Genomic DNA, 24,749 nt, shown 5'->3' with positions numbered 1-24,749 from the left:
AGTATTTTTTTTGGTAGTAAATGTTATTATAGTATTATACATGTTAATGAAAATAGCTAGTGTTTAAGTAAGAGGAAATTACAAATGTCAAAAATTGCAATGGTTACTGGAGCAGGAACTGGTGTTGGTAGAAGAGTTTCGGAAGTCCTATCAAAAGAAGGTATTATTGTTTATTTAGTAGGAAGACGTAAAGATAAATTGATTGAAACTCAGGAATTATGTTCTGGACAGACGGAAATATTACAATGTGACGTCAGCGATCCAAAAGCTGTTGAAAATTCATTCAAAATTATAGAAGAAAAACACGCTAGAATTGACATCTTATTCAATAATGCAGGCATAGGTGTTCCTGCACAATCAATTGATGAAATGCCATTTGAAAATTGGAAGAGTGTAGTTGATATAAACCTTAATGGAATGTTTTTATGTGCAAAATATGCATTTGCTTTAATGAGAAAACAAACTCCTCAAGGTGGTAGAATTATTAATAATGGGAGTGTGTCATCTGCTACCCCTAGACCTGGTTCTATTCCTTATACAGCTACTAAGCATGCAGTTACAGGAATGACTAAAACAATTTCTTTAGATGGTAGAAAGTATGATATTGCATGTAGTCAAATTGATATAGGTAATGCAGAGACTCCTATGACAGCTAGAATGAAAGAAGGTGTGCCTCAAGCGACTGGTGAAATGAGTGTTGAACCAGTCATAGACTCAATTCATATTGCAGAGGCAGTATTATATATGGCTAAACTACCCGTTACAGTAAATGTATTAAATATGACAGTTATGGCAAATAAAATGCCTTTTGTTGGTAGAGGGTAAATCTACTTTAAATATTTTTTAATTACTGGAAAATACAAATCTTTGTCACCTTGTTCTATACTTGTCTGAAGCAGTTTTTTTGCTGTTTCGGCACCAGGTAATTTTATCTTTAATTTATTTCCAAGCTCTAAGGCGTAAGATAAATCTTTTAACGCATATTCAGAAGAAAAAGCTGGGGAAGGGAAGTGATCTTTTGCAATACTTTTGATCCCATGGTTTTTAAGTGCAAAGCTGTCTCCAGAACATTTAGTTATATTATTAAATAATTTACCAACGTTCATACCATATTTTTCTGCAATATTAGCAGCTTCACTAAGTGCAACTACTGTTTCGAAAAGTATCATATTATTCATTATTTTAGTTAATTGACCAGACCCTACATCTCCGCAATGCATAATATCTTCTCCCATTAAATTAAAAATAGGTACTAAATGTTTAAAAGTATCTAAATCTGATCCAACCATTATAGCAAGTGTTCCGTCTATAGCAGCTTGCCTTGTTTTTCCTATAGGAGCATCAGCAAAAAAAGAATTTTTCTTTTTGATGTCAACATTTAATTTAACCATTAGATCTGGTTGAGAAGTTGACATATCTACAATGTATTGATTTGGTTTTATAAAAGATATCATGTTCTGTTTACCAAAGTACATTTCATAAACAAAACTTCCTCCAGGAAGACACGTTATAATCACATCAGATTTATCAAAAAGATCTTCAATATCAGACGCAATAATTGCTCCATGGTTATGTAAATCTTCTTCTTTGTTTTTGTTTATGTCGTTAACCATAATTGACCAATTTTTGTTTTGGAGTAAGTTTTTGCACATGGAGTTTCCCATGACGCCTAACCCAATAAACCCAATTGTATTTATTGTCTGATTTTTCATAATGCACCGTATTTATTTGTTGATTTATAAGATACATCCATTCTAAAAAAATATCCTATACTTTTCATTAATATTGTTTATTTTTAGAGATCAATTATGAATCCGATTGGACACAAGAATGCATTATGACACTATTAAAAACAATCACAATTTACCTCATGATCCCTTTAAAGCAATTGTTGCACCTAGACCAATAGGTTGGATAGGAAGTTGTTCTCAAACCGGTAATTATAATTTAGCTCCTTATAGTTACTTTAATGCTATTGCTGATAGACCTCACTACGTTATGTTTTCTTCTGTAGACATTAAAGATTCTGTTAAAAATATTGAAGAAACTGGTGAGTTTACTGTATCGATTGCAACTGAAGAGTTGTTTGACCATATGAATGGCAGTTCTGTTCCAGCAGGGCCGGAAGTTGATGAATTTAAGTTAGCAGGTTTAAATCCTAAAATTGGTAATTTTGTATCAGCTCCGTTTGTTTCAGAGGCAGCAGCTGCTCTTGAGTGTAAACATTGGAAAACTGTAGACCTCCCAAATGTGGATAGAGATAAAGGCACAGGAAATTATGTTATTTTTGGTCAAGTCGTTGGCATTTATATCAATGATAAATTTATAAAAGATGGTCTTTTTAATGCTTCTGCCGCACGCCCCTTAGTGCGTTTAGGATATATGGATTATGGAGTTGTTGGATCTGAAAATACGTTTACTAAAAACAGACCAAAATTAGGTAAAGATGGTAAGTTAGAACCAGTGAAGGAATGGGATGGAATTTATAGATAACAAAACAATAGAAGATTTTTCAAGAGATGGCGCTGTTCTATGTAAAGGAATGTTTATTGACTGGCTTGATAAATTAAGAATTGGCGTAGATAAACTAATAGAAAATCCTAGTGTAAGGGAGAGATCTTATACCCCAGATGATGGTACAGCTCCTTTTTTTCAAGATTTAGTTAATTGGGATAGAATTCCTGAGTTTAAAGATTTTGTTTTTAAATCAAAATTAGGGTTTTATGCTTCAAAGTTGATGAAATCAAAGCAATCACAATTTTTTCATGATCATGTTTTAGTTAAAGAACCAGGATCGTCAATAGTTACTCCGTGGCATCAAGATAAACCTTATTATTGTGTTGATGGTGCGCAGTCTGTGAGTTTTTGGATAGCTTTGGATGACATATCCAAAGAAGGTTGTCTTGAGTGTATTGCGGGATCACATTTATCTAATGTTTTACATAAACCAAAGAGATTTAACGGAAACGATTTATATGAAAATGATAATTCTGAGGATGTTCCTGATATAAATTCTAATAGAAAAGATTACAAGATTTTAAGTTGGGATATCAAAGCAGGGGACGCTGTTGCCTTTGATTTTAGAACATTACATGGAGCATCTGAAAATGTTAATAAAAATTCTAGACGAAGAGTTTTTTCTGCAAGAATAGTTGGGGATGATGCCGTTTTTGTAGATAGAAAAGGTAAGGGATCCCCACCTTTTGAGAGTGTAAAACTTAATACTGGTGACAAATTAACAGGAAAAGAATTTCCAGTTATTTATAAAATTTAAAGTCTTTTGCAGTGAAAACTTCTATCATTTTGTAGAATTGCTTTTTTTAATTGTTTTACTCCCTCTAATATGCGGAGTGAGGGTCTACTAAAATAAGAATTAGAGTCGAAGGCAAATACTCTTTCTTCTTTTATAGCACTTAAATGATTTATTCTTTCATCCTGAAATATTTTTTGGGAAAACAAAATGTTTTCTTCAAGATTATAACCACAGCAAATTAGTCCTATATAATCAGGATTTTTCTTAATTATTTCTTCAGCAGAAATCTGCTTTGATTTTTCACCTTTTTTTCCAATTGAAGAGATAAAGCCGGCCATTTCAATTTGTTCAGGTATCCAATGACCTGCACTAAAGTAAGGGTCAATCCATTCGAGAAGGAGTAAACTACCTCTATTTTTTTCTTTAGTAATTTTATACTTAGTAAGAATAGCCTCTTTTATCATTTTTCTTGCTATTTCTTCTTTTTTTACGGCTTTCCCAATTGCTAGAATATCTTGACATATTTCTTCAAAAGTAATGCCATTTAATGAAATAACCTCTGTGCTTGATGATAATGTACATAAGTTATTTTTTAATGTTGCTTGTATTTTATCTTCAGAAATTGAACACACATCACATAATCCTTGAGTGATTATTAAGTCAGGATTAATTGTATTAAGTTGTTCATTATCTACTGCATAAAGTGGAATATTATTTTTAACAGCCTCTTTTACCAATTTATTAATTGCATTTTGGTTGGTGTTATTAGGAATTATACTCGAAGTGATTTTTATTTTATTCTTTACTGCTGAAGGATAGTCACACTCATGACTTACAGCACTTATATATTCTGCCAAACCCATATCACAAAGAATTTCCGTAGCCGCAGGTAATAAACTCACAATTTTCATATTTTATTTTTTAACCATGATATTTGTTTCTTGGCATACTTTAAAGCTTCAGTATCATTTTTAAATACTTTATTGCTATAAAATCCAATTTTGTACCAACCAGAATTAGTTTCAGGATCTCTTCTATATTCTTCAAATCCAAATGTTTGATTATTTCTTTTAAATATATCAACACATAAGTTACCCTCGTTATTATTAATTGAATTTATAACAGTTTTAATTTCTATTTTCAAAAGACAAACCTTAATAAATTTAGTAATAACTATTTATAATTCTAATTTTTTAAATAATATTAAAACTTAATTAATTGAAAATCTTTAAATGAATATTCAATCAAAAGATATACTCTAAATGTTAGAAATAACTATGTCAGAAAATATTATTTTGACTGTATTATCTTTTTTTACAGCTTTAATGACATCAATCGCCGGAGCCGGAGGTGGGACAGTTCTATTAGCAGCGATGCTTCAATTTATGAATCCAGCAGAGGCTATTCCAGTTCATGGTGTAATCCAACTTTCTTCTAACATGACACGAACATGGTTATTAAGAAAATATGTAAATTGGAAAATAATATTTAAATTTTCTTTATTGTTACCTTTAGGTGTTTATATAGGGCTCAAAATATTTCAAAGTATTGATCAAGATTATATAAAAAATTTAATAGGTTTATTTATTTTATTGGCTATTGGATTTCAAAACTTAAAAAGTTTTAAGAAAATCAAAATTTCTTCGAATATTTATTACTTTGTTGGTTTTTTTACAGGTATTTTTAATATTTTAGTTGGAGTTATTGCACCACTTTTAGCTGTTATAGTTAGACAAAGTATAGAAGAAAAAAAATCTATCGTAGGTACTTTAGGTTATTTTGGTCTAATTGGAAATTTAATAAAAATAATTGGTTTTACATTTATAGGATTTTCTTTCTACGAATATATAGAAACTTTTCTTATGATAATTCCTGCAACTTTATTGGGAAGCAGGGTTGGACAAATTTTTTTAAATAAAATTAGTAATAATTTTTTCACTCTTATATTTCAAATAATATTAGTAGGGTTAGCAATCAGGCTTTTATTAACCTGATATATAATAAAATATTAAAAATTATTTAATTCTCCAAAAAATTCATTAAGTTTTTATTAAAAAATTCTGGTTCTTCAATATTAATTAGATGTCCAGCATTTGGTATAATTATAATATTACTGTTTTTAATTTCTTTTTTTATTTCCAAAGACATTGATGGAGGCGTTAAAGTATCAAGCTCCCCAACCATAATTAATGTTGGCACATCTATTTTTTTGAAAATATGACGATGTTCAGTCCTCATTGATGCATCAATTGTTTTAAGATAACTTTCTTTATGAAGAAGTGAGATTGAATGAACAAGTTTTTCGTATGCAGGTTTGTTTTCCATGTCACCTATCAACGATGATGCTACAAGAGGAGCTATATCCTTTGGTTCTTTACCATTTAAGAGTGGTTCTTTTCTTGAATTAATAAATTTTTTAACCTCATTTTTGTCTAAGTTTGATAAACCAAAATGAGTGTCGCATAAAGTAAGCGTCTTTACACAATTAGGATATTTTTCATAAAAAAGCGTAGCAATTTGTCCTCCCATTGAAAGTCCAACGATGTGAGCTTTGTCGCGATCGAAATAGTCTAAAACTCTTTTAAGGTCGTCTAAGATATCTTCAAAAATGAAATCTCCAGAATAGTCTTCACTTTCACCATATCCGCGTGTATCCCATGCAACTGACAAGAATTTTTTTGAAAAAAATGGAAGATTACCTTCCCAATTTTTCTTATTACCTCCTATACCATGCAGAAAAATAACCATTTCACCTTGACCGATGTAATCAACCGAAATTGAGGGTTGGGAACCAATTTTTATATTCTTTATTATGGAAACCATTTTAATATTAAAACCTACTACCTGGTAATTTTAAAAACTCTAATTCTGATTTAGTTGAAATTCTACCTAAAACATTATTTCTATGAGGAAACCGATCAAACTTATCAATAATGTCTTTATGTTTTAAAGCAAATTTAAATGTGTTCTCATTAGTAAATTTTTTAAAAAGTGGTAAACCTAACTTATGATCTAGGATGTTTTCACTATGCATAAGTGGCATTAAAAAAAAAATATTATAATAATGATTTGATCCTTTGATGAAATTGTTATCAATAGCAATCTTAGTCAATTTGATAGCTTTATTGTCTCCTTCAAAAGATTTAGAGCTATTTCTAAAAACATTTCTTGTAAACTGATCCAACAAAATAATAAGAGAAAGATAAGTATCTAAAGCAATATTTACATCGTCAATGTTTGTTTTTAACGATTTTTTTATTGAATTAAGAAATCTTTTTCTAATTAAAGCGTCAAATTCGTCATTTTTTTTGAACCACATTTTAGGTGAAGATTCTATAAACCAGAAATCTAAAATTGATTTAGCTTCAATCATTTTTTATAATTTCTTAAAATTGTAGCTATTTCTTTACCCATATCTTCTTGTCCAAAAAAAGGGGCTTTTTCACATGCTTCAGCTAAATATTCCATATCTTTAGTTTCTAAGTATTTATTCCATAAAAAATGCATAGTATCTTCTAATTTCATTCTATCACCAATTTTTTCAATGATTGTTTATATAATAAATATAGATAAATCATCATGCCAAGATTAATTATATTCCAAAAAATTCCATTTAAAAACGCTAATCTATATGAATTTGTATAATCATAAATTTCTCCAGAAAGCCAGCCACCTAATGACATACCAATTATTGTAGCGAAGATAAGAAGCCCAACTCTCTCAGCAACTTCATTTGCAGGTAGAAATTTACTAATTATAACAGCATATATAGGTACTATGCCTCCTTGGGACAGTCCAAAAAATATAGCAACTATATAAAGCGACATTTGGCTATCAAAAGGTAAAAACAGTGAAAGTGAAACTGCTTGGAGAGTTGAACATAAAATCAAAGTTTGAATTGGTCCTAATTTATCAGATAAATAACCAAATATAACTCTGCTCATTACAGCTGCAAATAACATATAAGATAAAATTTCAGTCCCGACTGCTAAACCAAATCCGTTATCAATACATAATGGTACAATATGAACTTGCGGCATTGACATTGCAACACAGCAAAAAACACCTGCAAACATAAGTAAAATCTGAATATTTTTATTACTGATTGATAATTTCAAGCTTGAATTCACATTAAGTTTTGGCGCTATTTGGTCGGTATTTTTATTTAAAAATGGTTTTTTATTACCAATTAAAAGAAACAAAATGGGTATGATTATACTACAAACTAATGCAATGAAAAGATGAGCATGCCTCCATTCTCCGTCTAAAAGGAAATCTTTAATTAAAAAAGGCCAAATTGCACCACACAAATGCTGTCCACTTGCTACTAGAGAAACCGCTAGCCCTTTCCTTTTATAAAAGAACTGCGATATATCTGCCATCATAGGCCCAAAAAAAGCTGCTGCAGAGAAACCTAAAAAAAATTGAACAAATGAAAGCCATAAAATGTTGTTTGCTAATGTTGATAGTAAATATGAGAAAATCAACAAAATTAAAGCAAAAATAATAGGCTTTTTAATCCCGATTTTATCCAGCATCCTACCTATGATAACGTTACCAACCCCATAACCAAACATTGTAGCTACATAAGGATAAGTTGAAGCTGCTCTATCAAGATCAAATTCATTCTGAATAGTTGGCATAATGATAACTACTGACCACATACCAGCGGTTCCAATTATACTCATTGTAAAAATTATTATTAGCCTAAACCAGGCTTCACGACTGTCTAAATCTATTAGATTATTTTTCATTATTTGTTGCTCTTCACAGTTATTCGATTAACATATAAATGTTTAGATCTTAAAACAATTATATACATGTTTAATCATTGTTTAAGGAGATGTTAATGATTTTATCCAATGATCAGATTGAATTTTATAATAATGAAGGTTACGTATTAGTTGAAGATGTAATTTCAGAAGATCAACTGAGTGCAATGCTTAAGATTGTAGATGATTTCTTTGAAAAATCTAAAGCTATAAAAGAAAATGATAATATATTTGATTTAGAAGAAGGCCATTCTGCAAATAACCCAAGATTAAAACGGGTTAAGCAACCTCATCAACATACACCATTTTTTTGGGATATTCTAAAAGAATCTAAGATAGAAAATATACTCATTGACCTGCTTGGGAAAGATATATCTTTAAAAACTAGTAAATTGAATACAAAAGCTCCTGGTGGAGGTGCTGCTGTAGAATGGCATCAAGATTGGGCTTTTTACCCTCATACAAATGACAATGTGCTTGCTTTAGGGCTTATGATAAATGATGTCGATCTTGATAATGGACCTTTAATGGTTATACCTAAAAGTCATAAAGGTCCTGTTTTAAGTCATAATAATAATGGTGTTTTTTGTGGAGCAATTGACCCTAATGATAAAAATTTTGATATATCAAAAGCTGTTACTTTAACAGGCAAAGCCAGATCAATGACTATTCATCATGCTAGAACACTTCATGGTTCTGCACCTAATAATAGTAATAAGGATAGATTAATGCTTTTTTATGAATGTAATTCTGCTGATGCGTGGCCTTTGGTTGGTGTTGGAGCTTATTTAAATAACACAAACCCTATTGATTTATGTAACCAAATGGAAAGACAAATGCTTTGTGGAAATGTAAGCTATCAACCAAGAATGGAGAGTGTTCCTGTAGTACTACCACTTCCGCCAGCGCCAGACTATGGTTCTATTTTTACAACTCAAAAATCAGGTGGAGCTAAATCAGCCTTTTAGTTCTTATAGTCAGGTGATTGTCTATCAAGTTTTCTTAGTAATGCAGGCCATGCTAATCTATCTCTACCTATATCAAACATTCCAATAGATTGATCTTGAGTAGTTTTTATAGCTTCTTTAGAGGGTAAATTAATATTTCCAGCAGCTTGTGCTCTTATTTGAGCAGTGCAAGCTCTTTCAAGGAAATATATCCCCATAAAAGCTATTCCACAGGTTTGACCTACAGATAAGGTTCCGTGGTTTCGAAGTATATAAAGATTTTTATCACCTATATCAGCTACTAATCTTTCTCGTTCACTATGATCGAGAGCAAGTCCCTCATAATCATGATATGCAACATGGGGATGAATTAACATAGATGTTTGGCTAATTGGTAACAAGCCATCTTTTTGGATTGATACTGCAACTCCGTCATTAGTATGAAGATGAAGTACACATTGTGCATCATCACGTGCAGAATGGATTGCGCTGTGAATAGTAAAGCCAGCTGGATTAACCTCATATGGAGTATCTATCACAGCATTCCCATTAAGATCAATTTTAACCAAGCTTGAGGCGGTTATTTCATCAAACATTAATCCATATGGATTAATAAGGAAATGATGTTCTGGACCAGGTATTCTTAATGAAACATGAGTGTAAATTAAGTCATCCCAACCATAAAGAGCTATAAGTCTATATGTTGCAGCTAAATCTAATCGCAACTTCCATTCTTCTTCAGTTATTTGGCTTTTTAATTCATTTGTATCAATCATATGATTCATTATTAATTTTCCTTAATTCCTTAATTTTACTCATTATATATTACAAATTAGTAAATTACAAAATCATTGGGCGATTATTCTTCTAAAATTTGTATATATCTCTTCATTTTGTTATTTATATCTTTTTTGAAAAGATCTATTTTAAGTATCCCGTTATTTAACTCGGCTTCTTTAACTTCAATGGTCTGTTCTAATTGAAAAATTTGCTGGATTACATTATTTCGAATGCCCTTATGAATATAATCTGATTTTCGTTTATTTTCTCTTTCTGACACATTAATTATAAGAAGGTTATTTGTAGCGTTAATTGAGATTTGATTTGATAACACCCCCGCTAAAGCTATTTTAATTTGATATTTATTTACATCATATTTTATGACATCAAATGCTATATTGTTTTCAAGGTTTACAGAGCATGCTTTATCAATTTCATTAAAAATTGAGTCATAACCAACATAATGTTTTAGAAATTTATTTTGAATAAAGGTCAATTTATTGATCTACTCTTAAAACTCTTTCACCTTCAAGAAGCTTGATCCTAGTATTTCCTTTAACTTCGTTTAATTCTTCAGACATGATTTGCATTATCTTGTTTGCATCATTTTTATTTTTAAAAGAAGATATTACAAAACCAGTTGTTTCAGATACTCTATATATTTCACAACTCAATTGACCATTTTTAATATTTCTTGGAATCATAACATTTTGAAAGAAAGCGACTAACATATCACAATTTACTTTAGAGCTTGATTGAAATTCAGCTATTCTAGCGTACATTTTTACCTCTTGTTTATTATATAGCTAATATGTAATTATACGATATTAATTTAATTTAAAAGAAGCAATATTATGAAGATTTTTTATTTTTTATTTTTCATCCTAGTCTCCAATGCAAGCATGTCTCATGAATGTGTTTTGAAAGGGACTTCAGCAAAAGAAATTACGATTTATAATTCTTGTAAAGCAGATAAGTCAAACAATAAATCAAGTAATAAAGATTTGAATAATATGTTGTTAAAGAACAAGATAAAAACATTAAAAAAAGAAAACAATAATTTAAAAAATCAGTTATTAGATCTCAAGATAAGGTTAGGTAATATTTTAAATAGGATTAATTCTTATGTTGACTAAAAATAGAGGATAAGAAAATTATGAAAAAAGCTTTAGTTATCGGTGTTGGTCCATTAAATGGTCTTGGGGCAAAATTATGTAAAAAAATTGCTAATAATAACTTTGAAGTCTTTGTGGCGGGTAGAACTAAAGGTAATTTGGATTTAGTTGTCAATAATATAATAGAGGATGGAAACAAGGCTAAATCTTTAGTAATTGACACAACTAATGAAGTACACATTAAAGAGATGATGAAGTCTGTAGGTAGTGGGTTAAACTTTGCAATTTATAATGTTGGTAATAATAGACCAGGTAAAATAATTGATATGGATGCTTCTTATTTTAAAGAAAGTTGGGAAACTGGTTGCTTTGGCGGATTTCTGTTTGCAAAAGAGGTTATAAAAACCTTCTTGAAAGAGAAAACAGCTGGGACTCTTATTTTCACTGGCGCCAGTGCCTCTTTAAGAGGTAAGTCAAATTTTGGAGCATTTAATTCAGCAAAAGGAGCATTAAGAAATTTAGCCCAAGCCATTGCAAAAGAATATGCTGAAGATGGAATTCATGTTGGTCATGTAATAGTTGACGGAGGCCTTGCAGGCGAAAGAATTAAACAAAGGCTTTCTGATTTTGATCAAAGAGTAAAAGATGGAAAATTAATTGATATTGAAAGCGTAACAGACGCATATATGTTTCTTTATAATCAGAATAAGAATGCGTGGACTTTTGAACTAGACGTAAGAACCTCAAAAGAAAATTGGTAAATAAGAAAGGATTTTTAAAAATGAAACTTTTTGATTTAACAGGAAAAGTAGCTCTTGTTACTGGAGGAAATGGTGGTATTGGTTTGGCAATGGCGAAAGCATTAGGTGAAGCTGGGGCAAAAATTGTTGTTGCCGGTAGAAACCAAGAAAAAAATGATCAATCCATAAAAATATTACAGTCGTTAGATATAGATTCTACTTCATTAATTGTTGATGTTGTTGACGAGGTATCTTGCAACAAGTTAATCGAGAATACAGTAGCTCACTTTGGTAAGTTAAATATTTTAGTTAATAATGCAGGAACAAATATAAGAAAAAGACCTGAGGAATATGAATTACAGGAATGGAAATCTATTATAGATACAAACTTAATAAGTATGTTTACCTGTTCTAAAGCTTGTTTTAGACACTTTAAAGCAGTTGATGGCGGTAAAATAATTAATATTGGTTCAATGCATTCTTTGTTTGGAGCTCCGCTAGGTAGTGCATATTCAGCAAGTAAAGGTGGCGTTGTTCAATTAACTAAGAGCCTAGCAAATGCTTGGGCTAAAGATAACATCCAAGTCAATGCAGTTTTACCCGGTTATATAGATACTACGCTAACAAGGCAGGCAAGAATTGATATACCTGAATTACAAGCTAGAGTTGAAGAAAGGACTCCAGTTGGTCGATGGGGAGAACCAGAAGATTTAGGTGGTATTGCTGTATTTTTATCTAGCAATGGATCAAATTATGTTTCAGGAACAGCCATACCTGTCGATGGTGGATACTCGATTAATGGATAAAATTTTATAAATTTATTGCTGTAAAGAACTTATAAATCTTTTGTAATGAAGAGGAATTTAGATATGAATAACGTTTTTAAAGGTTGTATGCCTGCACTAATGACTCCTTGTAATGAAGATTACACTCCTAACTTTGATCTACTTGTAGTTAAAGCTAAAGAATTAATTGCTGAAGGGATGTCAGCTGTAGTCTATTGCGGTTCAATGGGAGATTGGCCACTTCTTTCTGATGAAGAAAGACAAGAAGGTGTGTCTAGATTAGTAAGTGCTGGTATTCCGACTATAGTAGGTACTGGCGCTATAAATTCTAAAAAAGCAACAGCACATGCTAAACATGCGCAAGATACTGGCGCACTTGGTTTAATGGTTATTCCAAGAGTTCTCTCACGTGGCCCTTCCTTATCGGCTCAAAGATCACACTTTGCTTCTATTTTAAGTGCTGCTCCGAACATTCCTGCGGTAATTTATAATAGTCATTATTATGGATTTTCAACCAGGGCCGATCTTTTTTTTGATCTTAGAAATCAATTCCCTAATCTTGTAGGCTTTAAAGAATTTGGTGGAACCGCTGATTTAACGTATGCTGCAGAAAATATCACATCTAAAGATGAAAATATATCCTTAATGATTGGAGTTGATACGACTGTCTATCATGGATATGTCAATTGTGGTGCAGTTGGAGCCATTACTGGAGTTGGTAATGCTTTTCCAAAAGAAGTTTTGCATTTAATAAATCTTTGTGAAAAGGCAGCTGATGGAGATGCAACTTCTAGATTAAAAGCCAAAGAGCTTGAAGAAGCATTGGGTATTCTATCATCATATGACGAAGGACCTGACTTAGTTCTTTATTACAAATATTTAATGGTTCTAAATGGAGAAAGAGCCTATAATTTACATTTTAATCCAACAGATAAATTAAGTAAAAGTCAGATGATGTATGCAAAAAAACAATATTTATTATTTAAAGAATGGTACAAAAATTGGAAAAAAAATTAGGTGTAAAATATATAAGTTCTAATATTAGTTATTAGATAAATCTTCTTCAGAATTGTTATCATCTTCAGAGTTTTGATTTATATTTTTATCTTTTCTTTTGTTTATTTGTTTACAAGCTTCTTTAATAGCCAGACCAATTAATAATCCTCCAGTTAAACCTAAAGCGGTACCTTTTATAAAACCTAAACCAAACATTAAAGAATACTCCAAGATAATTTAAATGGTGAACGCGAGAGGATTCGAACCTCTGACCTACTGCTTAGAAGGCAGTTGCTCTATCCAGCTGAGCTACGCGTCCATATTTAAATAAGTTAATATTATTTATCTATTACTAATAAATTATTAAGTCAAAGCAAATGTATCAAAATTTAAAAAATAGGCTTTAATAATAAAATATTTTTTGCATGCATGTCATAGGTTTAGGAATTTTGTCTAAATTTTCTATTCCAAGTCCTACGCTTAGAACTATTGATGATAACTTTGAGGTTACTTTATCAAATGTCCAAGCAAAATCTGTCGTTTTAAAAAAATCTTTATCTTCCCATATGACGTATGCACCTTGTTTTTCAGCTAAAAGATTTCCAATAAATATAAACTTTTCATCTATTCTTCTGTAAACTTTTGGGTTGTCCATATCTTTTGATCTATCAAAAAGAAATTGAAATTTATGATCATTATCACTACAAGAAAATCCTGCTGATGGAAGATATATATCACTCGCTATTAATTGAGATGGTGATAACAAACCTACAAACAAAAATAAAAAAAAATATTTTTTTATAGAATTCATAAAAACAACTTTCATGTTAATTGTTATTGCTATCATTATTATTAAATAACATCATAAAGAAAAATATTGAAGGGAAAACTAGTATGTCGCTTTTTATAGACCATGTTGTTATGACTGTAAAAGATATAAATAAATCAATATATTTTTATTCAAATATATTAAACATGGAATTAATTGAATTTGTATCAACATCAGACACTACTAAAAGAAAATCATTGAAATTTGGTAACCAGAAAATTAATTTACATGAAGCTGGAAAACCTTTTAAGCCTCATGCAAACAAACCCATGCCAGGATCATTAGATATTTGTTTTATTAGTGAAAAAGTTCTTGATGAATGGATTTTAATTTTTACCAAACATAATATTGATATTGAGGATGGGCCAGTTCTAAAGACAGGGGCAAATGGGGCTATTAAATCAATATATATCAGAGATCCGGATCTAAATTTAATAGAAATTTCAAATGTTATTTAATTTAAAAAATTAATATTCTTGAATAATATCTACTATTTCTCTTGTTCTATTAACTTTGTTGTCCCACTTATTATCAAACTTTTCAATTAATAATTTTAGTTTTTTTGATTTCAATATTTTTTGAGCTATTTTAATATTTTGAAATTCATAAATAGCTACGTGAAGATCACTATTTGTTATCCAGCCTCTTTTTGCACTAATAGCTCCAAAGTCTTCCTTAGCTTCTTTTAAGTGTTCATGACTGTACCAATCATCAAATTGTTTATTATCAACCAAACTAGTTTCAGATTTAATAATTAAGTAAACAGACATTTTAACCTTAGATATAATGTAAGAGTAAAGAGTATATTATAAATTATATATTAATTTAATTTTGTAATTTTTATCAATAAAATTATTGACAAATATGTTCTATCGATCTGTAATAAAAATATGATATTTGGAGGATTTTTATGAATTTTAAAATATTTGGGAAGCAAGTTAAGGTAGGTGAAACTTTTTCCAGATATGTAGAGACAAGCTTAAAACAAACCATTCATAAATATTTCGAAAACCCCATTTCTTCAATAGTAAGTGTTTCAAAGAAAAACAAATTATTTTATATAATTGTAATAGTTCATATCAACAAAAAAATGGAATTTACAGCTCAGTCTAATGGACAGACTGCAAAGTTAGCTTTTAATGAAACAATTGAAAAAATATCAAAACAATTAAGAAGATATAAAAGAAAACTAAAAAGTTTTAAAAATAATGAAAATTTAGAAAAGTTAAGTTCATTAGAAGCTCATTTTCAGATTATTAAAGAACCTCAATTAATCAATCCTAAGCAAGATAACCCAATAGATAATGAACCAATGATATTTGCAGAATTAAATACTGAAGTTGAAGAGCTGTCTGTTAATGACGCTTTGAATAAAATGAAATTAGGTAATATTTCGGCATTAATGTTTCGTAATAAAAAACATAGCGGATTAAACATGATTTATAAAAGAGATGATGGGTTAATTGGCTGGGTTGACCCTAGGGGGTTAAGAAATACAGCAAAGATATAATCATTTTAATTATTTAATTCTTCAATTCTCTTATCTCGTCTGCATAAAAATCTATAATATTCATATTTATAAGTCTGTTTCTTGTAATAATCTTGATGTTCTAACCTAACAGGGTAAAATTTACTTTCTTTTTCAATAGGCACAATAGATGATTTAGGTGTTACAGATAAAATAGTTTGTTTTTCTTCATTTGTTTTATAATAAATTGCTGGAGTATAAGACCTTCCTCTATCACAAAACTGACCTTCATTATCCTCGTAATCTATTGTCTTATAAACGTGAATAACAAGATCTTTAAAATTAATTTTTTGGGGATCATAAATTACCAAAGCAGCTTCTCGGTGATCTCCCCATTGACCTTGAATATACTTAGGGTTTTTTGTTGTTCCAGCTGTGAAGCCACTTACAACCTCTGATACACCTTCCAATTTTTCCATGTCAGCTTCTGTACACCAAAAACAACCTCCAGAGTATACAAATGTTTCAGCTAATGATGAGAAATTTATAAACAAAATTAGATTTAAAAATATAAATATTTTGACGATTAGTTTTTTCATAAATATATATATATAACACTTTAAAAATTACTTAAAATTAATTTTCAATTTTTTAATTAGTTCGACCAATTTTGTTATTATTCAAATAATAAAAATAATGTTTTTTGTTGTTATAATTAATCATTAATATTTTTGAGAGCTTTATTCAGAATTTAATCATGACTTAATTATTTGTTGACTGCTTGATAATTTATAGCATTTAATAAATTTCAAATTAAAGGTGTTAATGGGGATGGAAAAATTTATTTGTAAAATAGATTCTAAAGTTATTTATGACTTAAATAACCAAATCTCTAAAAACAGAATTATAAATTGGGCTCCTGATTATAATAATCAGGCAGGTATATCTTTTGATGATCTTTCTTATATTTTAGATTATTGGAAAAATAAATTTTCATGGACTAACGAAGAAGAAAAGCTCAACAAATTTAATCAATATTTATTTCAATATGATAATGTAAAAACACATTTTTTACACATAAAATCTAATCATAAAAACGCTATACCTTTATTATTAATTCATGGTTGGCCAGGTTCAATATTCGAATTTAATGACTTAATTCCTCTATTAACAAGTCCTGACAAAAACAACTTAAAAGACCATCTTGCTTTTGATCTTATAATACCTTCTTTACCAAATGTCGGTTTTTCTTTTTCTCCAAAACAAAAACCTCTTGATTTAAACGAGATTTCTAAACATTTCATTAAGTTAATGAAAACTCTTGGTTATCAAAAATATTTTATTCAAGGAGGTGATTTAGGTTCTTTTATTGCTTCTATAATGGCTGTCAATGTACCAAAAGAAATTATGGGAATTCATTTAAATTTATTACCTTTACCAAGAGGTTTGAATAAAAAACCTAACAACATTGAAGAAGAAAATTATTATGAAAAGCTTAGATATTTCATGAAATATGAAACTGGTTACCAACAAATGCAAGGAACAAAACCTTTTACTTTAGCACATGCTTTAAACGCTTCGCCTGTTGCTTTATGTTCATATATAAGTGAAAAATTTTATACATGGACAGATAATAAAGGTTCATTATTTTCTTATATAAATATAGATACAATGCTTGCAAATATTTCTTTATACTGGATAACTGGTTGTATTGGAGCTTCTTTTTGGCCTTACTATGCTCGTCATAGATCTGATTGGCCAATAGATATTAATAATCCTATTATGGTTCCAATGGGTTATAGTGAATTTCCAAAAGAAATTTTTTCTCCTCCTATTAGTCTTGCCTCACAATTTTATAAAAACATTTTACTTTGGGAAAAACATAATTCTGGAGGACACTTTGCTGCAATGGAGAAACCTAAAGAATTAGCTTCAGATGTAAATAAATTTGTAAGAAATGTTATATAGTATTAATTATTATTTTTTGAAGAGGATAAATTATGAATTTAGATTTTCTAACAAATGATTTCTTGATTAATGATAATCAATTCAACGATCCTATTATTGTTACTGGTGCAGGTGGGTGTATAGGGAGCTGGATATTAGCAATTCTGCATAGATCAAATATTCCTTGTGTTGCAATTGATTTGTCAGAAGAAAGAAATAGATTGGAATTACTTTTAGGTAAAGAAGCATCTAAAATTAAGTGGTACAAATGTGATATAACAGATTTGAGTTCTTTAAAAAAAATAATACTTAGCTATCAACCAAGCGCAATTATTCATTTGGCAGGTCTTCAAGTTCCTTTTTGTGCGGCTAACCCTGCTCTAGGAGCCAGAGTAAATGTTGAAGGGACAATAAATATTTTAGAAATAGCCAAAGATACAAATATAAAAAGAACAGTTTACGCTTCATCAGTAGCTGCACTTGGAATGCCTCCAAAAGGTCCATGGAAAGAAACTCTATATGGAGCTTATAAATTAGCTAATGAACATACGGCTTTTGTTTATTGGGCTGATTGGAATGTTCCATCAATAGGAATCAGACCAAATATTGTTTATGGATTAGCAAGAGATCAAGGAATGAGTTCTAAAAATACAATGGCAATTCAAGCTGCCGCTTTAGATAAGAGTTATAAGATACCCTATACTGGAAAATATAGCTGGTTATATGCAGGAGAAGCGGCTTCAGCTTTTATTACATCAGTAAGCAACGATATGGTTGGATCGCATGTTTTTAATCTCAATGGAAGCTGTGAAACAATAGAAAATGGATTGAGGTTAATAAAAGAGTTAAAGCCCAAATCATCTGTTACTTGTGAGGGACAATCATTGCCGTTTCCACCAGATTTAGATGACTTTCCGTTAAGAAAACATATTGGTGAATATGCTTCTGTCTCTGTTCAAAATGGGATTGAACATACGCTAAAAGCTTTTGAAAATTTAAGGTCAGAAGGAAAATGTCCACCTTTATCAAGTTAACTAAATACTAATATTTGATTAGTATTATGTATATTAAGATCAACTTGGTTAGTTAATTTAGCCAAAAAAAGACATTGAGTACATAGCAATGTTTAATACACAAAAAAATAAAAATATGCCTACTATTACTTTCATTTTGCTTTTGTATCATATAATTTAAATAATTTCATATTAAGATTTCAAAATCTTTAAAATAATTTTAGCATTACCAAAGGTATTAAAATGGACCTAAAAATAAAGAATATTGAAGAAAAAATCACTCTCATTCAAAATGATATGTTAAACATGAGTCAAGAAATATATAATCAACAAAAAGAAATATTAGAACTTAAGTCTAATATAAAAAAACTAAAGTTTGAGATTCAAAATTCACAATATAATAATGTAGAATCTTTAGAAAGTTCGAATGAAACCCCGCCACATTATTAGGATTTCAGGAGATAACTTGACTTCTTTTATTTAAAATATGAAGTTATTTAAGTAATAATTAAATTTATAGATTGATAAATGGAAAATCTGACAGCATATTTATATCTTTTAATGGGTCTTGGATGCGTGATAATCTATAGGCTTTTAAAAAAGAGATGGAATATTCAAAATAACAACAAAAATAGTCTATTCAAATTCCTTTTTAATAATTTAAATAATAAAAAATAAATTATTACTCTAAATAAGGTATTTTATATGGAAAAAAAATTAATGCATAATCAAGCTTATTTACTTAATTTATTGGATTATAATAGCTGGGCTAATGATGAATTTTTTAAAGTTATAATAAAACTTCCTATTGATGAAATTCAAAAACAGCATCAATCATTTATGAATAGCATTCGCAATTCTCTGAATCATTTATTAGTCATCGATAAAGTTTGGTTAGCCAACATGAAAGAAGAAAAGCATTCTTTTAATAATTTGCAGACTATATTATTTGAAAACATGGAAGAACTTTGGCGAGCTAAAAAGAATGAGGAAGAAATAATAAAGAAATATACAATTAATTTGTCGTCAACAGAATTAGAAGAGACTGTAGAATGTGAATTAATAGGAGGGAATAGTGTCAACATTAGTAGGTCAATGATAATAACTCATCTAGTAATGCATGGTGGATATCATAGGGGTATAATTGCTGAAATGTTAGGACAAACCTCTTTACCTCCAATTGCTCAAGACATAACTGTTTGGGAAAAAACTAAGTTAACTTAACCAAAGTATGGTTTTAAAAACAAACTTTTAAATAGTTTTAATTGAAAGAAGATTTTTATGAAAGCAGCAAGATTAATTTGGGATTCTTGGGAAAGTGGTAATAAAATAAATGATTTTCCTAGAAATATTTCACCAAAATCACGAAAAGAAGCATATGAAATTCAAAAAAATCTAGAATATTACAGTAATATGAGTGTTATTGGATGGAAAATTGCTGCCACTAGCCTTGAAGGTCAAAAACATATAGGTGTATCAGGTCCACTAGCTGGTAGAATTTTAAAAGATAAAGTATTCCAACCTAACGATGAAATAGATTTCGGACACAATAAAATGGCAGTAGCTGAGCCAGAATTTGCTTTCAAAATAGGTAAAACATTAGAACCTAAAAAGATTGAATATTATCTTGAAGAAGTCATGGAGGCAGTTGACACGTTGCATCTTTCTATTGAATTACCAGATTCTCGTTTTAAAAATTTTTCTTCAATAGGTGAGTTTAACTTGATAGCTGACAATGCATGTGCCCATCAATTTGTAATTGCGCCACCAAATCAAAATAATTGGAGAATGATAGATTTGTCTGAACACAAAGTTGTAATATCTAATTCAAATAATGTTCATCATCAAGGAGTTGGATCAAATGTTTTAGGAGACCCTAGAATTGCCTTAACTTGGTTAGTAAATGAATTATCAAAGAACAACATTACTTTAGATAAAGGCATGATTGTTTCAACTGGAACGTGCGCTAAACCAATTCCAATTAAAATAGGTGATACTATAAAAGCTGATTATGGCAAATTAGGCTCAATTAGCGTCAATATAAAATAATTAACATTATAATATAGAAGCCTTAATTATCCTTAAAGGTCTTGTAAAAGTCTATGAAATAGGGATAAATATTTTCAACAATTTTTTTAATACCTTTTTTATTAGGATGTATCATATCATCTTGATTTAATGAAGGAACCAAAGCTACATCTTTTAAAAAAAAAGGATAAAAGGAAACTCTGTAAATTTTAGCCAAATTTGGATAAATTTTGTTAAACTCACTCACATAATCCTTACCAAGATTATTAGGAGCTTTCATACCAATTAACATTGAAGGTATTTTATTTTTTTTTAAATAATTTAAAATATTATTTATATTTTGAAATGTTAATTCAGGGTTAATCCCTCTAAGCGTGTCATTAGCACCAATAGAAACAATAACACCATCAAACTGTTCTTCTAAAACCCATTCCAATCTGTTCAATAATCCTGATGAGGTTTCTCCAGACACACCCCCGTTTACTAAGTTTAACTTCATATTATTAGAATTTATTTTGTTTTGTAATTGGTTAACAAAGCCATCATTTTTTAATAACCCGTAACCAGCTACTAAACTATCACCTAACACTATTACGTTTAAAGATTTCGCATGAGCTATCGCTATAGAGAAAGATAAAAAGAAAATTATTGTAAAGATTAGTTTTATTATATAGTTCATATTTAATTAATAACCTTTTAAATGATTATATCTACAAAAAATTCAATCAGAAAATAATACCGTGTTAAGTAAAATAAATTTATGAATATAAAAAATAAAAAAATTATTGAGTTACATGATATACATGTACACTTAAGAAGTAATGCTGAAATTGTTCATATTTTAAAAGGCATTAATTTAAAAATATTTGAAAAAACTAGCATTAGTATTATGGGACAAAGTGGGGCTGGAAAGTCAACATTAGCAATGACAATTGCTGGTTTAGAAGTTATTACTAAAGGCCAAATTCTTTTTAAAAACGAACCATTGCATAAACTTAAAGAAGATGATTTGGCAACATATAGAGCAAATCATGTGGGTGTAATTTTTCAATCTTTTAATTTGCTCCCTTCAATGACGGCTTTAGAAAATGTAAACTTGCCAAATGAAATTTCTGGAAAATTTTATGATAATAAAAAAGGTGCTGAATTATTAAAATCTGTTGGACTAATAAATAGACTTAACCACTACCCTCATCAATTATCAGGTGGAGAACAGCAAAGAGTAGCAATTGCAAGATCTTTGGTATCGTCACCAGAAATTTTGATTGCTGATGAACCTACTGGAAATTTAGATAAAAAAAATAGTGAAGAGGTTATAAAATTAATCTTTAAACTTCAAAAAGATTTTGGTTCTACCTTAATTCTTGTTACTCATGATTTATCTCTAGCAAACCTATGCGATACAAAAATAGAATTAGACAATGGTTTAATTATTTAACATGTCTAATTTAAACTTACTATTATTAAACAACTACATTTTTTTTAAACTGTCATTAAGAGAACTAAGAGGATCTTTTAATGAATTTAAAATCGTTATCACTTCAATATTTTTAGGTGTTTTTATAATTTCAGCTGTAGGAAGTTTATCTGAAAACCTTAAGTCTGAAATTAATAAAAAACGTACTGAGCTCATTGGAGGTAAATTTGAATTATCTACCACTTATCAAGCATTTCCTCAAAACATAATAGAATGGTTAAAAGTTAATGGACAGACCTCACAAATTGTCGAGTTAAGAACCATGCTAGCTTCCAATGAGAACTCTCAAATAAAGCGTCGACTTGTAGAATTAAAAGCCGTTGATTCAAATTGGCCTTTAATAGGAAACGCTGAAACATTACCAAATCTATCATTGGAAGAACTTTTAATTGATAGTGAGGGTGTACACGGTGTTTTAATAGATAAATCTTTAAAGAAACAATTAGATATTGATATTGGAGACTTACTGTACCTTGGAAATATTAGTATCAAAATTAATGGTTTAATTGAAAAAGAGCCAGACAGAATGCTTTCATTTGCAACATTTGGATCTAGGTTACTTATAACAAATAAAGCTCTAAATGAATCTGGATTAGTTATACCTGGATCATTAGTGAAACATAAGATTAAATTTATACCATCTGATAAAAAAATAAATTTATCTAGATTAAATCAATTAATAAAAGGAACTAATATAACAATAAGAGGGATCGAAAATAGTACAAATAATTTTAATAATTTTATTGAAAAAACATCTTTGTTTATTTCATTAGTCGGATTAATAGCTTTATTAATATCTGGTATTGGAATTTCCAATGGTGTTAAAGGTTATCTGATAAAAAAAATTAAAAATATAGCAGTTTTAAAATCTTTAGGAGGAAGAAATTCACAAGTATTTACAATATATTTCTTTCAAATTATGATTATATTTTTAGCTAGCATCATTCCTGCCTTATTAGCTGGAGCGTCAGTTCCTTTTTTATTGTCTCCATTAATAAGTTCTAATTTAATAAATTTATTTGAACCATCTATTTTTGTTAAGCCACTAATCATAAGCTTTTCATTTGGTATGATTGTATGTATCTTATTTACAATTATTCCTATATCTCAAACATATGAAATAAAGCCAATACAACTTCTGCGACTGTCTGCAAATAACAATTTAATTTCTTATTCAAAAAAAATTAAGTTCTTAATCCTTACATTGGTATGTTTGTTATGTTTTTTAATAACTAATTTAACAAATGATTTAAAATTATCCTTCTATATTTTTGCTTCTATACTAATATCTTTTTTCATATTGCAAGTATTAACCTCATTATTTTTTAAGTTTTTCAAGATAATTAAATTTAAAACTGGTTCTTCAATTGAAATAGTAAGAAACTCCATTCTCGTAAGAAACTCATTTGCAAAACCTATTGTTATTTCATTCAGCGTTGGTTTGATACTTCTAATAACTTTAAATATAATTCAAGAGAGCTTGGGTAAAAAAATAACCAACACTTTAAATCAAGAGGCACCTAATAATTTTTTGATTGATATACAGCCTAATCAAATTAAAGAAATTAATTTAATGGCTTCAAATTCTAATGGTAATATTAACTTAAATGCACAGCCAATGTTAAGAGGCAGGATTACTGAAATAAATAATGTCAAAGTAGAGAGTTTGGTTATTAATAAAGATGTTCAATGGGTGTTAAAAAGAGATAGAGCGTTTTCTTGGACAAATGAATTACCACAGGGAACCGAATTGCTTTCTGGTAAGTGGTGGCCTCATGATTATAATGGACCTCTTCTAGTTTCTATTGGACATAAAATTGCTAAAGGACTCAATATAAATATTGGAGACAAAATAACATTCAATATTTTAGGTAGAAATTTTGAAGCTAAAGTTTTTAATACAAGAGAAATTGTTTGGGAAAATATGAATATTAATTTTATATTTATCCTAAGTAAAAGTAATATAAAGAATGCACCTCATACTTGGATTGCAACAACAAAATCAAAAAACAAGATAGAAAATAATAATTTTATAAAAAACATAGTTACTCAGTTTTCTAATATATCAACTATATCAATTGAGGAAAGTTATAAAGCTATAAAATCAATTCTTAATCTATTAATTATTATAATTAACTCGATTACTTTAGTGACACTTTTATCAGGTTTTATTGTGTTAACCGGTATACTTGAGGTTAGTAAAAAAGATAAGTTGTACGAAGTAGCTGTTTTTAAGATATTAGGTGCAACATTTAAAAAAATAACAAATTTGTGGTTGCTTGAATATTTAATAATAGGATTGGTATCCTCAATAATTTCTTTGTTAGTAGGCTTAGGGCTGAGTTTTATAGTAGTAAACTATGTATTTAATATTGATATGCATATAGATTATACAAGACTGTTAATCTTATTATTATTAATTCCGGTAAGCATTGTTGTTTTTAGTTATATTAAAACTATTAAACTTATTGTTTCTAAGCCGCTTAACATATTAAGAGAGTATTTCTAAATTTTCAGAAGTTATTAATTAATTTTAATAATAAAATTTAATAATAAATTTATACCTGAAATATGCTAACTAATAACTTTGTTAAATTAT

At 29.1% G+C, this 24,749-nt stretch carries 33 protein-coding genes and 1 tRNA gene; 18 read left to right on the top strand and 16 right to left on the bottom strand.

From position 1 onward, the window contains the following. The first annotated feature begins 84 nt into the window (after window positions 1-84). A complete protein-coding gene (locus ABXT66_RS06670; RefSeq protein ID WP_443642709.1) occupies window positions 85-825 on the top strand; it encodes an SDR family oxidoreductase in 741 nt (246 codons plus the stop codon). A 2-nt stretch (window positions 826-827) separates the two neighbouring features. Here ABXT66_RS06670 and ABXT66_RS06665 read toward each other — a convergent pair whose 3' ends face one another. Continuing rightward, window positions 828-1,712: an NAD(P)-dependent oxidoreductase gene (locus tag ABXT66_RS06665; RefSeq protein WP_443642708.1), complete on the bottom strand. Its 885-nt coding sequence runs from the start codon at window positions 1,710-1,712 to the stop codon at window positions 828-830. Window positions 1,713-1,830: 118 nt separating this feature from the next. Here ABXT66_RS06665 and ABXT66_RS06660 point away from each other — a divergent pair, with 118 nt between their 5' ends. Together ABXT66_RS06660 and ABXT66_RS06655 are read left to right on the top strand one after the other, a co-directional pair. Further along, window positions 1,831-2,493: a flavin reductase family protein gene (locus tag ABXT66_RS06660; RefSeq protein ID WP_443642707.1), complete on the top strand. Its 663-nt coding sequence runs from the start codon at window positions 1,831-1,833 to the stop codon at window positions 2,491-2,493. After that, window positions 2,477-3,274, top strand: a complete 798-nt coding sequence (locus ABXT66_RS06655; protein ID WP_443642706.1) for a phytanoyl-CoA dioxygenase family protein — start codon at window positions 2,477-2,479, stop codon at window positions 3,272-3,274. Before ABXT66_RS06660 ends, ABXT66_RS06655 begins: the two co-directional genes overlap by 17 nt. Here the strand turns inward: ABXT66_RS06655 and ABXT66_RS06650 are convergent. Together ABXT66_RS06650 and ABXT66_RS06645 are read right to left on the bottom strand one after the other, a co-directional pair. Continuing rightward, window positions 3,271-4,164 carry an ABC transporter substrate-binding protein gene (locus ABXT66_RS06650; protein WP_443642705.1) on the bottom strand — a complete coding sequence of 298 codons (894 nt, stop codon included), beginning with the start codon at window positions 4,162-4,164 and terminating at the stop codon, window positions 3,271-3,273. The genes ABXT66_RS06655 and ABXT66_RS06650 overlap by 4 nt on opposite strands. Next, on the bottom strand, window positions 4,161-4,397 hold the full coding sequence (locus tag ABXT66_RS06645) for a hypothetical protein (protein WP_443642704.1): 237 nt from the start codon (window positions 4,395-4,397) through the stop codon (window positions 4,161-4,163). The genes ABXT66_RS06650 and ABXT66_RS06645 overlap by 4 nt, the downstream gene beginning before the upstream one ends. Before the next feature lie 118 nt (window positions 4,398-4,515). Between ABXT66_RS06645 and ABXT66_RS06640 the strand changes: the two genes are divergently transcribed. Then, on the top strand, window positions 4,516-5,247 hold the full coding sequence (locus ABXT66_RS06640) for a sulfite exporter TauE/SafE family protein (protein WP_443642703.1): 732 nt from the start codon (window positions 4,516-4,518) through the stop codon (window positions 5,245-5,247). 25 nt (window positions 5,248-5,272) lie between these two features. Here the strand turns inward: ABXT66_RS06640 and ABXT66_RS06635 are convergent, their stop codons facing one another. From ABXT66_RS06635 to ABXT66_RS06620, 4 genes are read right to left on the bottom strand one after another with little or no spacing between them, the layout of a single operon-like run. Beyond that, window positions 5,273-6,076 (bottom strand): alpha/beta fold hydrolase, encoded by an 804-nt coding sequence (locus ABXT66_RS06635; protein ID WP_443642702.1) that lies wholly within the window; start codon window positions 6,074-6,076, stop codon window positions 5,273-5,275. Window positions 6,077-6,083: 7 nt separating this feature from the next. Continuing rightward, window positions 6,084-6,626, bottom strand: coding sequence for a DUF924 family protein (locus ABXT66_RS06630; protein WP_443642701.1), 543 nt, complete (start codon window positions 6,624-6,626; stop codon window positions 6,084-6,086). Further along, the gene (locus ABXT66_RS06625) at window positions 6,623-6,778 is read right to left on the bottom strand and encodes a hypothetical protein (protein WP_443642700.1); all 156 of its coding nucleotides are present in this window, start codon (window positions 6,776-6,778) and stop codon (window positions 6,623-6,625) included. The genes ABXT66_RS06630 and ABXT66_RS06625 overlap by 4 nt, the downstream gene beginning before the upstream one ends. Beyond that, the gene (locus tag ABXT66_RS06620) at window positions 6,775-8,007 is read right to left on the bottom strand and encodes an MFS transporter (protein ID WP_443642699.1); all 1,233 of its coding nucleotides are present in this window, start codon (window positions 8,005-8,007) and stop codon (window positions 6,775-6,777) included. The genes ABXT66_RS06625 and ABXT66_RS06620 overlap by 4 nt, the downstream gene beginning before the upstream one ends. Window positions 8,008-8,102: 95 nt before the next feature. Here ABXT66_RS06620 and ABXT66_RS06615 point away from each other — a divergent pair, with 95 nt between their 5' ends. Further along, window positions 8,103-8,993 carry a phytanoyl-CoA dioxygenase family protein gene (locus ABXT66_RS06615; protein ID WP_443642698.1) on the top strand — a complete coding sequence of 297 codons (891 nt, stop codon included), beginning with the start codon at window positions 8,103-8,105 and terminating at the stop codon, window positions 8,991-8,993. On the opposite strand, the gene ABXT66_RS06610 is transcribed toward ABXT66_RS06615, so the two are convergent. From ABXT66_RS06610 to ABXT66_RS06600, 3 genes are all read right to left on the bottom strand, one after another. Then, a complete protein-coding gene (locus ABXT66_RS06610; RefSeq protein ID WP_443642697.1) occupies window positions 8,990-9,757 on the bottom strand; it encodes a class II aldolase/adducin family protein in 768 nt (255 codons plus the stop codon). The two genes, ABXT66_RS06615 and ABXT66_RS06610, sit on opposite strands and share 4 nt — an antisense overlap. Window positions 9,758-9,831: 74 nt before the next feature. Then, entirely contained in the window at window positions 9,832-10,248 is a 417-nt protein-coding gene (locus tag ABXT66_RS06605) for an Hsp20 family protein (protein WP_443642696.1), read from the bottom strand. Window position 10,249: 1 nt separating this feature from the next. Further along, complete coding sequence (locus ABXT66_RS06600; RefSeq protein ID WP_443642695.1) at window positions 10,250-10,534, bottom strand: hypothetical protein; 285 nt, start codon at window positions 10,532-10,534, stop codon at window positions 10,250-10,252. A gap of 72 nt (window positions 10,535-10,606) precedes the next feature. Here ABXT66_RS06600 and ABXT66_RS06595 point away from each other — a divergent pair, with 72 nt between their 5' ends. From ABXT66_RS06595 to ABXT66_RS06580, 4 genes are all read left to right on the top strand, one after another. Next, window positions 10,607-10,888: a hypothetical protein gene (locus tag ABXT66_RS06595; protein WP_443642694.1), complete on the top strand. Its 282-nt coding sequence runs from the start codon at window positions 10,607-10,609 to the stop codon at window positions 10,886-10,888. Window positions 10,889-10,908: 20 nt separating this feature from the next. After that, entirely contained in the window at window positions 10,909-11,628 is a 720-nt protein-coding gene (locus ABXT66_RS06590; protein ID WP_443642693.1) for an SDR family NAD(P)-dependent oxidoreductase, read from the top strand. A 20-nt stretch (window positions 11,629-11,648) separates the two neighbouring features. Then, window positions 11,649-12,413, top strand: coding sequence for an SDR family NAD(P)-dependent oxidoreductase (locus ABXT66_RS06585; protein WP_443642692.1), 765 nt, complete (start codon window positions 11,649-11,651; stop codon window positions 12,411-12,413). A 63-nt stretch (window positions 12,414-12,476) separates the two neighbouring features. Then, window positions 12,477-13,409, top strand: coding sequence for a dihydrodipicolinate synthase family protein (locus ABXT66_RS06580; RefSeq protein ID WP_443642691.1), 933 nt, complete (start codon window positions 12,477-12,479; stop codon window positions 13,407-13,409). Between the two features lie 24 nt (window positions 13,410-13,433). Here the strand turns inward: ABXT66_RS06580 and ABXT66_RS06575 are convergent, their stop codons facing one another. The 3 genes from ABXT66_RS06575 to ABXT66_RS06565 form a co-directional block, all read right to left on the bottom strand. Further along, window positions 13,434-13,604, bottom strand: coding sequence for a hypothetical protein (locus ABXT66_RS06575; protein WP_443642690.1), 171 nt, complete (start codon window positions 13,602-13,604; stop codon window positions 13,434-13,436). Between the two features lie 26 nt (window positions 13,605-13,630). Then, window positions 13,631-13,707 (bottom strand) — tRNA-Arg (locus ABXT66_RS06570). An 84-nt stretch (window positions 13,708-13,791) separates the two neighbouring features. Next, window positions 13,792-14,199, bottom strand: a complete 408-nt coding sequence (locus ABXT66_RS06565; protein ID WP_443642689.1) for a hypothetical protein — start codon at window positions 14,197-14,199, stop codon at window positions 13,792-13,794. 83 nt (window positions 14,200-14,282) lie between these two features. Between ABXT66_RS06565 and ABXT66_RS06560 the strand changes: the two genes are divergently transcribed. Then, complete coding sequence (locus ABXT66_RS06560; RefSeq protein WP_443642688.1) at window positions 14,283-14,675, top strand: VOC family protein; 393 nt, start codon at window positions 14,283-14,285, stop codon at window positions 14,673-14,675. A gap of 9 nt (window positions 14,676-14,684) precedes the next feature. Here ABXT66_RS06560 and ABXT66_RS06555 read toward each other — a convergent pair whose 3' ends face one another. Beyond that, window positions 14,685-14,987, bottom strand: coding sequence for a hypothetical protein (locus ABXT66_RS06555; RefSeq protein WP_443642687.1), 303 nt, complete (start codon window positions 14,985-14,987; stop codon window positions 14,685-14,687). 140 nt (window positions 14,988-15,127) lie between these two features. On the opposite strand from ABXT66_RS06555, the gene ABXT66_RS06550 reads away from it, so the two are divergent. Further along, a complete protein-coding gene (locus ABXT66_RS06550; RefSeq protein WP_443642686.1) occupies window positions 15,128-15,727 on the top strand; it encodes a ribosome hibernation promotion factor in 600 nt (199 codons plus the stop codon). A gap of 5 nt (window positions 15,728-15,732) precedes the next feature. On the opposite strand, the gene ABXT66_RS06545 is transcribed toward ABXT66_RS06550, so the two are convergent. Next, window positions 15,733-16,239 carry a peptide-methionine (S)-S-oxide reductase gene (locus ABXT66_RS06545; protein WP_443642685.1) on the bottom strand — a complete coding sequence of 169 codons (507 nt, stop codon included), beginning with the start codon at window positions 16,237-16,239 and terminating at the stop codon, window positions 15,733-15,735. Window positions 16,240-16,516: 277 nt separating this feature from the next. On the opposite strand from ABXT66_RS06545, the gene ABXT66_RS06540 reads away from it, so the two are divergent. The 5 genes from ABXT66_RS06540 (at window position 16,517) to ABXT66_RS06520 (ending at window position 20,694) form a co-directional block, all read left to right on the top strand. Beyond that, a complete protein-coding gene (locus ABXT66_RS06540; RefSeq protein WP_443642684.1) occupies window positions 16,517-17,653 on the top strand; it encodes an epoxide hydrolase family protein in 1,137 nt (378 codons plus the stop codon). 32 nt (window positions 17,654-17,685) lie between these two features. Continuing rightward, the gene (locus tag ABXT66_RS06535) at window positions 17,686-18,666 is read left to right on the top strand and encodes an NAD-dependent epimerase/dehydratase family protein (protein ID WP_443642683.1); all 981 of its coding nucleotides are present in this window, start codon (window positions 17,686-17,688) and stop codon (window positions 18,664-18,666) included. A gap of 222 nt (window positions 18,667-18,888) precedes the next feature. Further along, entirely contained in the window at window positions 18,889-19,095 is a 207-nt protein-coding gene (locus tag ABXT66_RS06530) for a SlyX family protein (protein ID WP_443642682.1), read from the top strand. Between the two features lie 255 nt (window positions 19,096-19,350). Then, window positions 19,351-19,869 (top strand): DinB family protein, encoded by a 519-nt coding sequence (locus ABXT66_RS06525; protein WP_443642681.1) that lies wholly within the window; start codon window positions 19,351-19,353, stop codon window positions 19,867-19,869. A gap of 57 nt (window positions 19,870-19,926) precedes the next feature. After that, window positions 19,927-20,694, top strand: coding sequence for a 2-keto-4-pentenoate hydratase (locus ABXT66_RS06520; protein ID WP_443642680.1), 768 nt, complete (start codon window positions 19,927-19,929; stop codon window positions 20,692-20,694). A gap of 22 nt (window positions 20,695-20,716) precedes the next feature. On the opposite strand, the gene ABXT66_RS06515 is transcribed toward ABXT66_RS06520, so the two are convergent. Then, window positions 20,717-21,352: an arylesterase gene (locus ABXT66_RS06515; RefSeq protein WP_443642679.1), complete on the bottom strand. Its 636-nt coding sequence runs from the start codon at window positions 21,350-21,352 to the stop codon at window positions 20,717-20,719. Window positions 21,353-21,433: 81 nt separating this feature from the next. Here ABXT66_RS06515 and ABXT66_RS06510 point away from each other — a divergent pair, with 81 nt between their 5' ends. After that, a complete protein-coding gene (locus tag ABXT66_RS06510; protein WP_443642678.1) occupies window positions 21,434-22,111 on the top strand; it encodes an ABC transporter ATP-binding protein in 678 nt (225 codons plus the stop codon). A 1-nt stretch (window position 22,112) separates the two neighbouring features. Further along, complete coding sequence (locus tag ABXT66_RS06505) at window positions 22,113-24,659, top strand: ABC transporter permease (protein WP_443642677.1); 2,547 nt, start codon at window positions 22,113-22,115, stop codon at window positions 24,657-24,659. Window positions 24,660-24,749: the final 90 nt, after the last annotated feature.

It is taken from the genome of Candidatus Levibacter sp. Uisw_134_01 (genome assembly GCF_047717795.1).
Classification (GTDB): domain Bacteria; phylum Pseudomonadota; class Alphaproteobacteria; order Puniceispirillales; family Marisalimonadaceae; genus Marisalimonas.
The sequence above is the reverse complement of the archived record's forward strand: the minus strand, read 5'-3'. Positions and strand labels throughout refer to the sequence as shown.

What these genes read in the sequence shown, in the direction of transcription:
- ABXT66_RS06670 (WP_443642709.1), top strand. Translation starts at nt 85, where the DNA reads ATGTCAAAAATTGCAATGGTTACTGGAGCAGGAACTGGTGTTGGTAGA.
- ABXT66_RS06665 (WP_443642708.1), bottom strand. Translation starts at nt 1,712, where the DNA reads ATGAAAAATCAGACAATAAATACAATTGGGTTTATTGGGTTAGGCGTC.
- ABXT66_RS06660 (WP_443642707.1), top strand. Translation starts at nt 1,831, where the DNA reads ATGCATTATGACACTATTAAAAACAATCACAATTTACCTCATGATCCC.
- ABXT66_RS06655 (WP_443642706.1), top strand. Translation starts at nt 2,477, where the DNA reads ATGGAATTTATAGATAACAAAACAATAGAAGATTTTTCAAGAGATGGC.
- ABXT66_RS06650 (WP_443642705.1), bottom strand. Translation starts at nt 4,164, where the DNA reads ATGAAAATTGTGAGTTTATTACCTGCGGCTACGGAAATTCTTTGTGAT.
- ABXT66_RS06640 (WP_443642703.1), top strand. Translation starts at nt 4,516, where the DNA reads ATGTTAGAAATAACTATGTCAGAAAATATTATTTTGACTGTATTATCT.
- ABXT66_RS06635 (WP_443642702.1), bottom strand. Translation starts at nt 6,076, where the DNA reads ATGGTTTCCATAATAAAGAATATAAAAATTGGTTCCCAACCCTCAATT.
- ABXT66_RS06630 (WP_443642701.1), bottom strand. Translation starts at nt 6,626, where the DNA reads ATGATTGAAGCTAAATCAATTTTAGATTTCTGGTTTATAGAATCTTCA.
- ABXT66_RS06625 (WP_443642700.1), bottom strand. Translation starts at nt 6,778, where the DNA reads ATGAAATTAGAAGATACTATGCATTTTTTATGGAATAAATACTTAGAA.
- ABXT66_RS06620 (WP_443642699.1), bottom strand. Translation starts at nt 8,007, where the DNA reads ATGAAAAATAATCTAATAGATTTAGACAGTCGTGAAGCCTGGTTTAGG.
- ABXT66_RS06615 (WP_443642698.1), top strand. Translation starts at nt 8,103, where the DNA reads ATGATTTTATCCAATGATCAGATTGAATTTTATAATAATGAAGGTTAC.
- ABXT66_RS06610 (WP_443642697.1), bottom strand. Translation starts at nt 9,757, where the DNA reads ATGAATCATATGATTGATACAAATGAATTAAAAAGCCAAATAACTGAA.
- ABXT66_RS06600 (WP_443642695.1), bottom strand. Translation starts at nt 10,534, where the DNA reads ATGTACGCTAGAATAGCTGAATTTCAATCAAGCTCTAAAGTAAATTGT.
- ABXT66_RS06595 (WP_443642694.1), top strand. Translation starts at nt 10,607, where the DNA reads ATGAAGATTTTTTATTTTTTATTTTTCATCCTAGTCTCCAATGCAAGC.
- ABXT66_RS06590 (WP_443642693.1), top strand. Translation starts at nt 10,909, where the DNA reads ATGAAAAAAGCTTTAGTTATCGGTGTTGGTCCATTAAATGGTCTTGGG.
- ABXT66_RS06585 (WP_443642692.1), top strand. Translation starts at nt 11,649, where the DNA reads ATGAAACTTTTTGATTTAACAGGAAAAGTAGCTCTTGTTACTGGAGGA.
- ABXT66_RS06580 (WP_443642691.1), top strand. Translation starts at nt 12,477, where the DNA reads ATGAATAACGTTTTTAAAGGTTGTATGCCTGCACTAATGACTCCTTGT.
- ABXT66_RS06575 (WP_443642690.1), bottom strand. Translation starts at nt 13,604, where the DNA reads ATGTTTGGTTTAGGTTTTATAAAAGGTACCGCTTTAGGTTTAACTGGA.
- ABXT66_RS06565 (WP_443642689.1), bottom strand. Translation starts at nt 14,199, where the DNA reads ATGAATTCTATAAAAAAATATTTTTTTTTATTTTTGTTTGTAGGTTTG.
- ABXT66_RS06560 (WP_443642688.1), top strand. Translation starts at nt 14,283, where the DNA reads ATGTCGCTTTTTATAGACCATGTTGTTATGACTGTAAAAGATATAAAT.
- ABXT66_RS06555 (WP_443642687.1), bottom strand. Translation starts at nt 14,987, where the DNA reads ATGTCTGTTTACTTAATTATTAAATCTGAAACTAGTTTGGTTGATAAT.
- ABXT66_RS06550 (WP_443642686.1), top strand. Translation starts at nt 15,128, where the DNA reads ATGAATTTTAAAATATTTGGGAAGCAAGTTAAGGTAGGTGAAACTTTT.
- ABXT66_RS06540 (WP_443642684.1), top strand. Translation starts at nt 16,517, where the DNA reads ATGGAAAAATTTATTTGTAAAATAGATTCTAAAGTTATTTATGACTTA.
- ABXT66_RS06535 (WP_443642683.1), top strand. Translation starts at nt 17,686, where the DNA reads ATGAATTTAGATTTTCTAACAAATGATTTCTTGATTAATGATAATCAA.
- ABXT66_RS06530 (WP_443642682.1), top strand. Translation starts at nt 18,889, where the DNA reads ATGGACCTAAAAATAAAGAATATTGAAGAAAAAATCACTCTCATTCAA.
- ABXT66_RS06525 (WP_443642681.1), top strand. Translation starts at nt 19,351, where the DNA reads ATGGAAAAAAAATTAATGCATAATCAAGCTTATTTACTTAATTTATTG.
- ABXT66_RS06520 (WP_443642680.1), top strand. Translation starts at nt 19,927, where the DNA reads ATGAAAGCAGCAAGATTAATTTGGGATTCTTGGGAAAGTGGTAATAAA.
- ABXT66_RS06515 (WP_443642679.1), bottom strand. Translation starts at nt 21,352, where the DNA reads ATGAACTATATAATAAAACTAATCTTTACAATAATTTTCTTTTTATCT.
- ABXT66_RS06510 (WP_443642678.1), top strand. Translation starts at nt 21,434, where the DNA reads ATGAATATAAAAAATAAAAAAATTATTGAGTTACATGATATACATGTA.
- ABXT66_RS06505 (WP_443642677.1), top strand. Translation starts at nt 22,113, where the DNA reads ATGTCTAATTTAAACTTACTATTATTAAACAACTACATTTTTTTTAAA.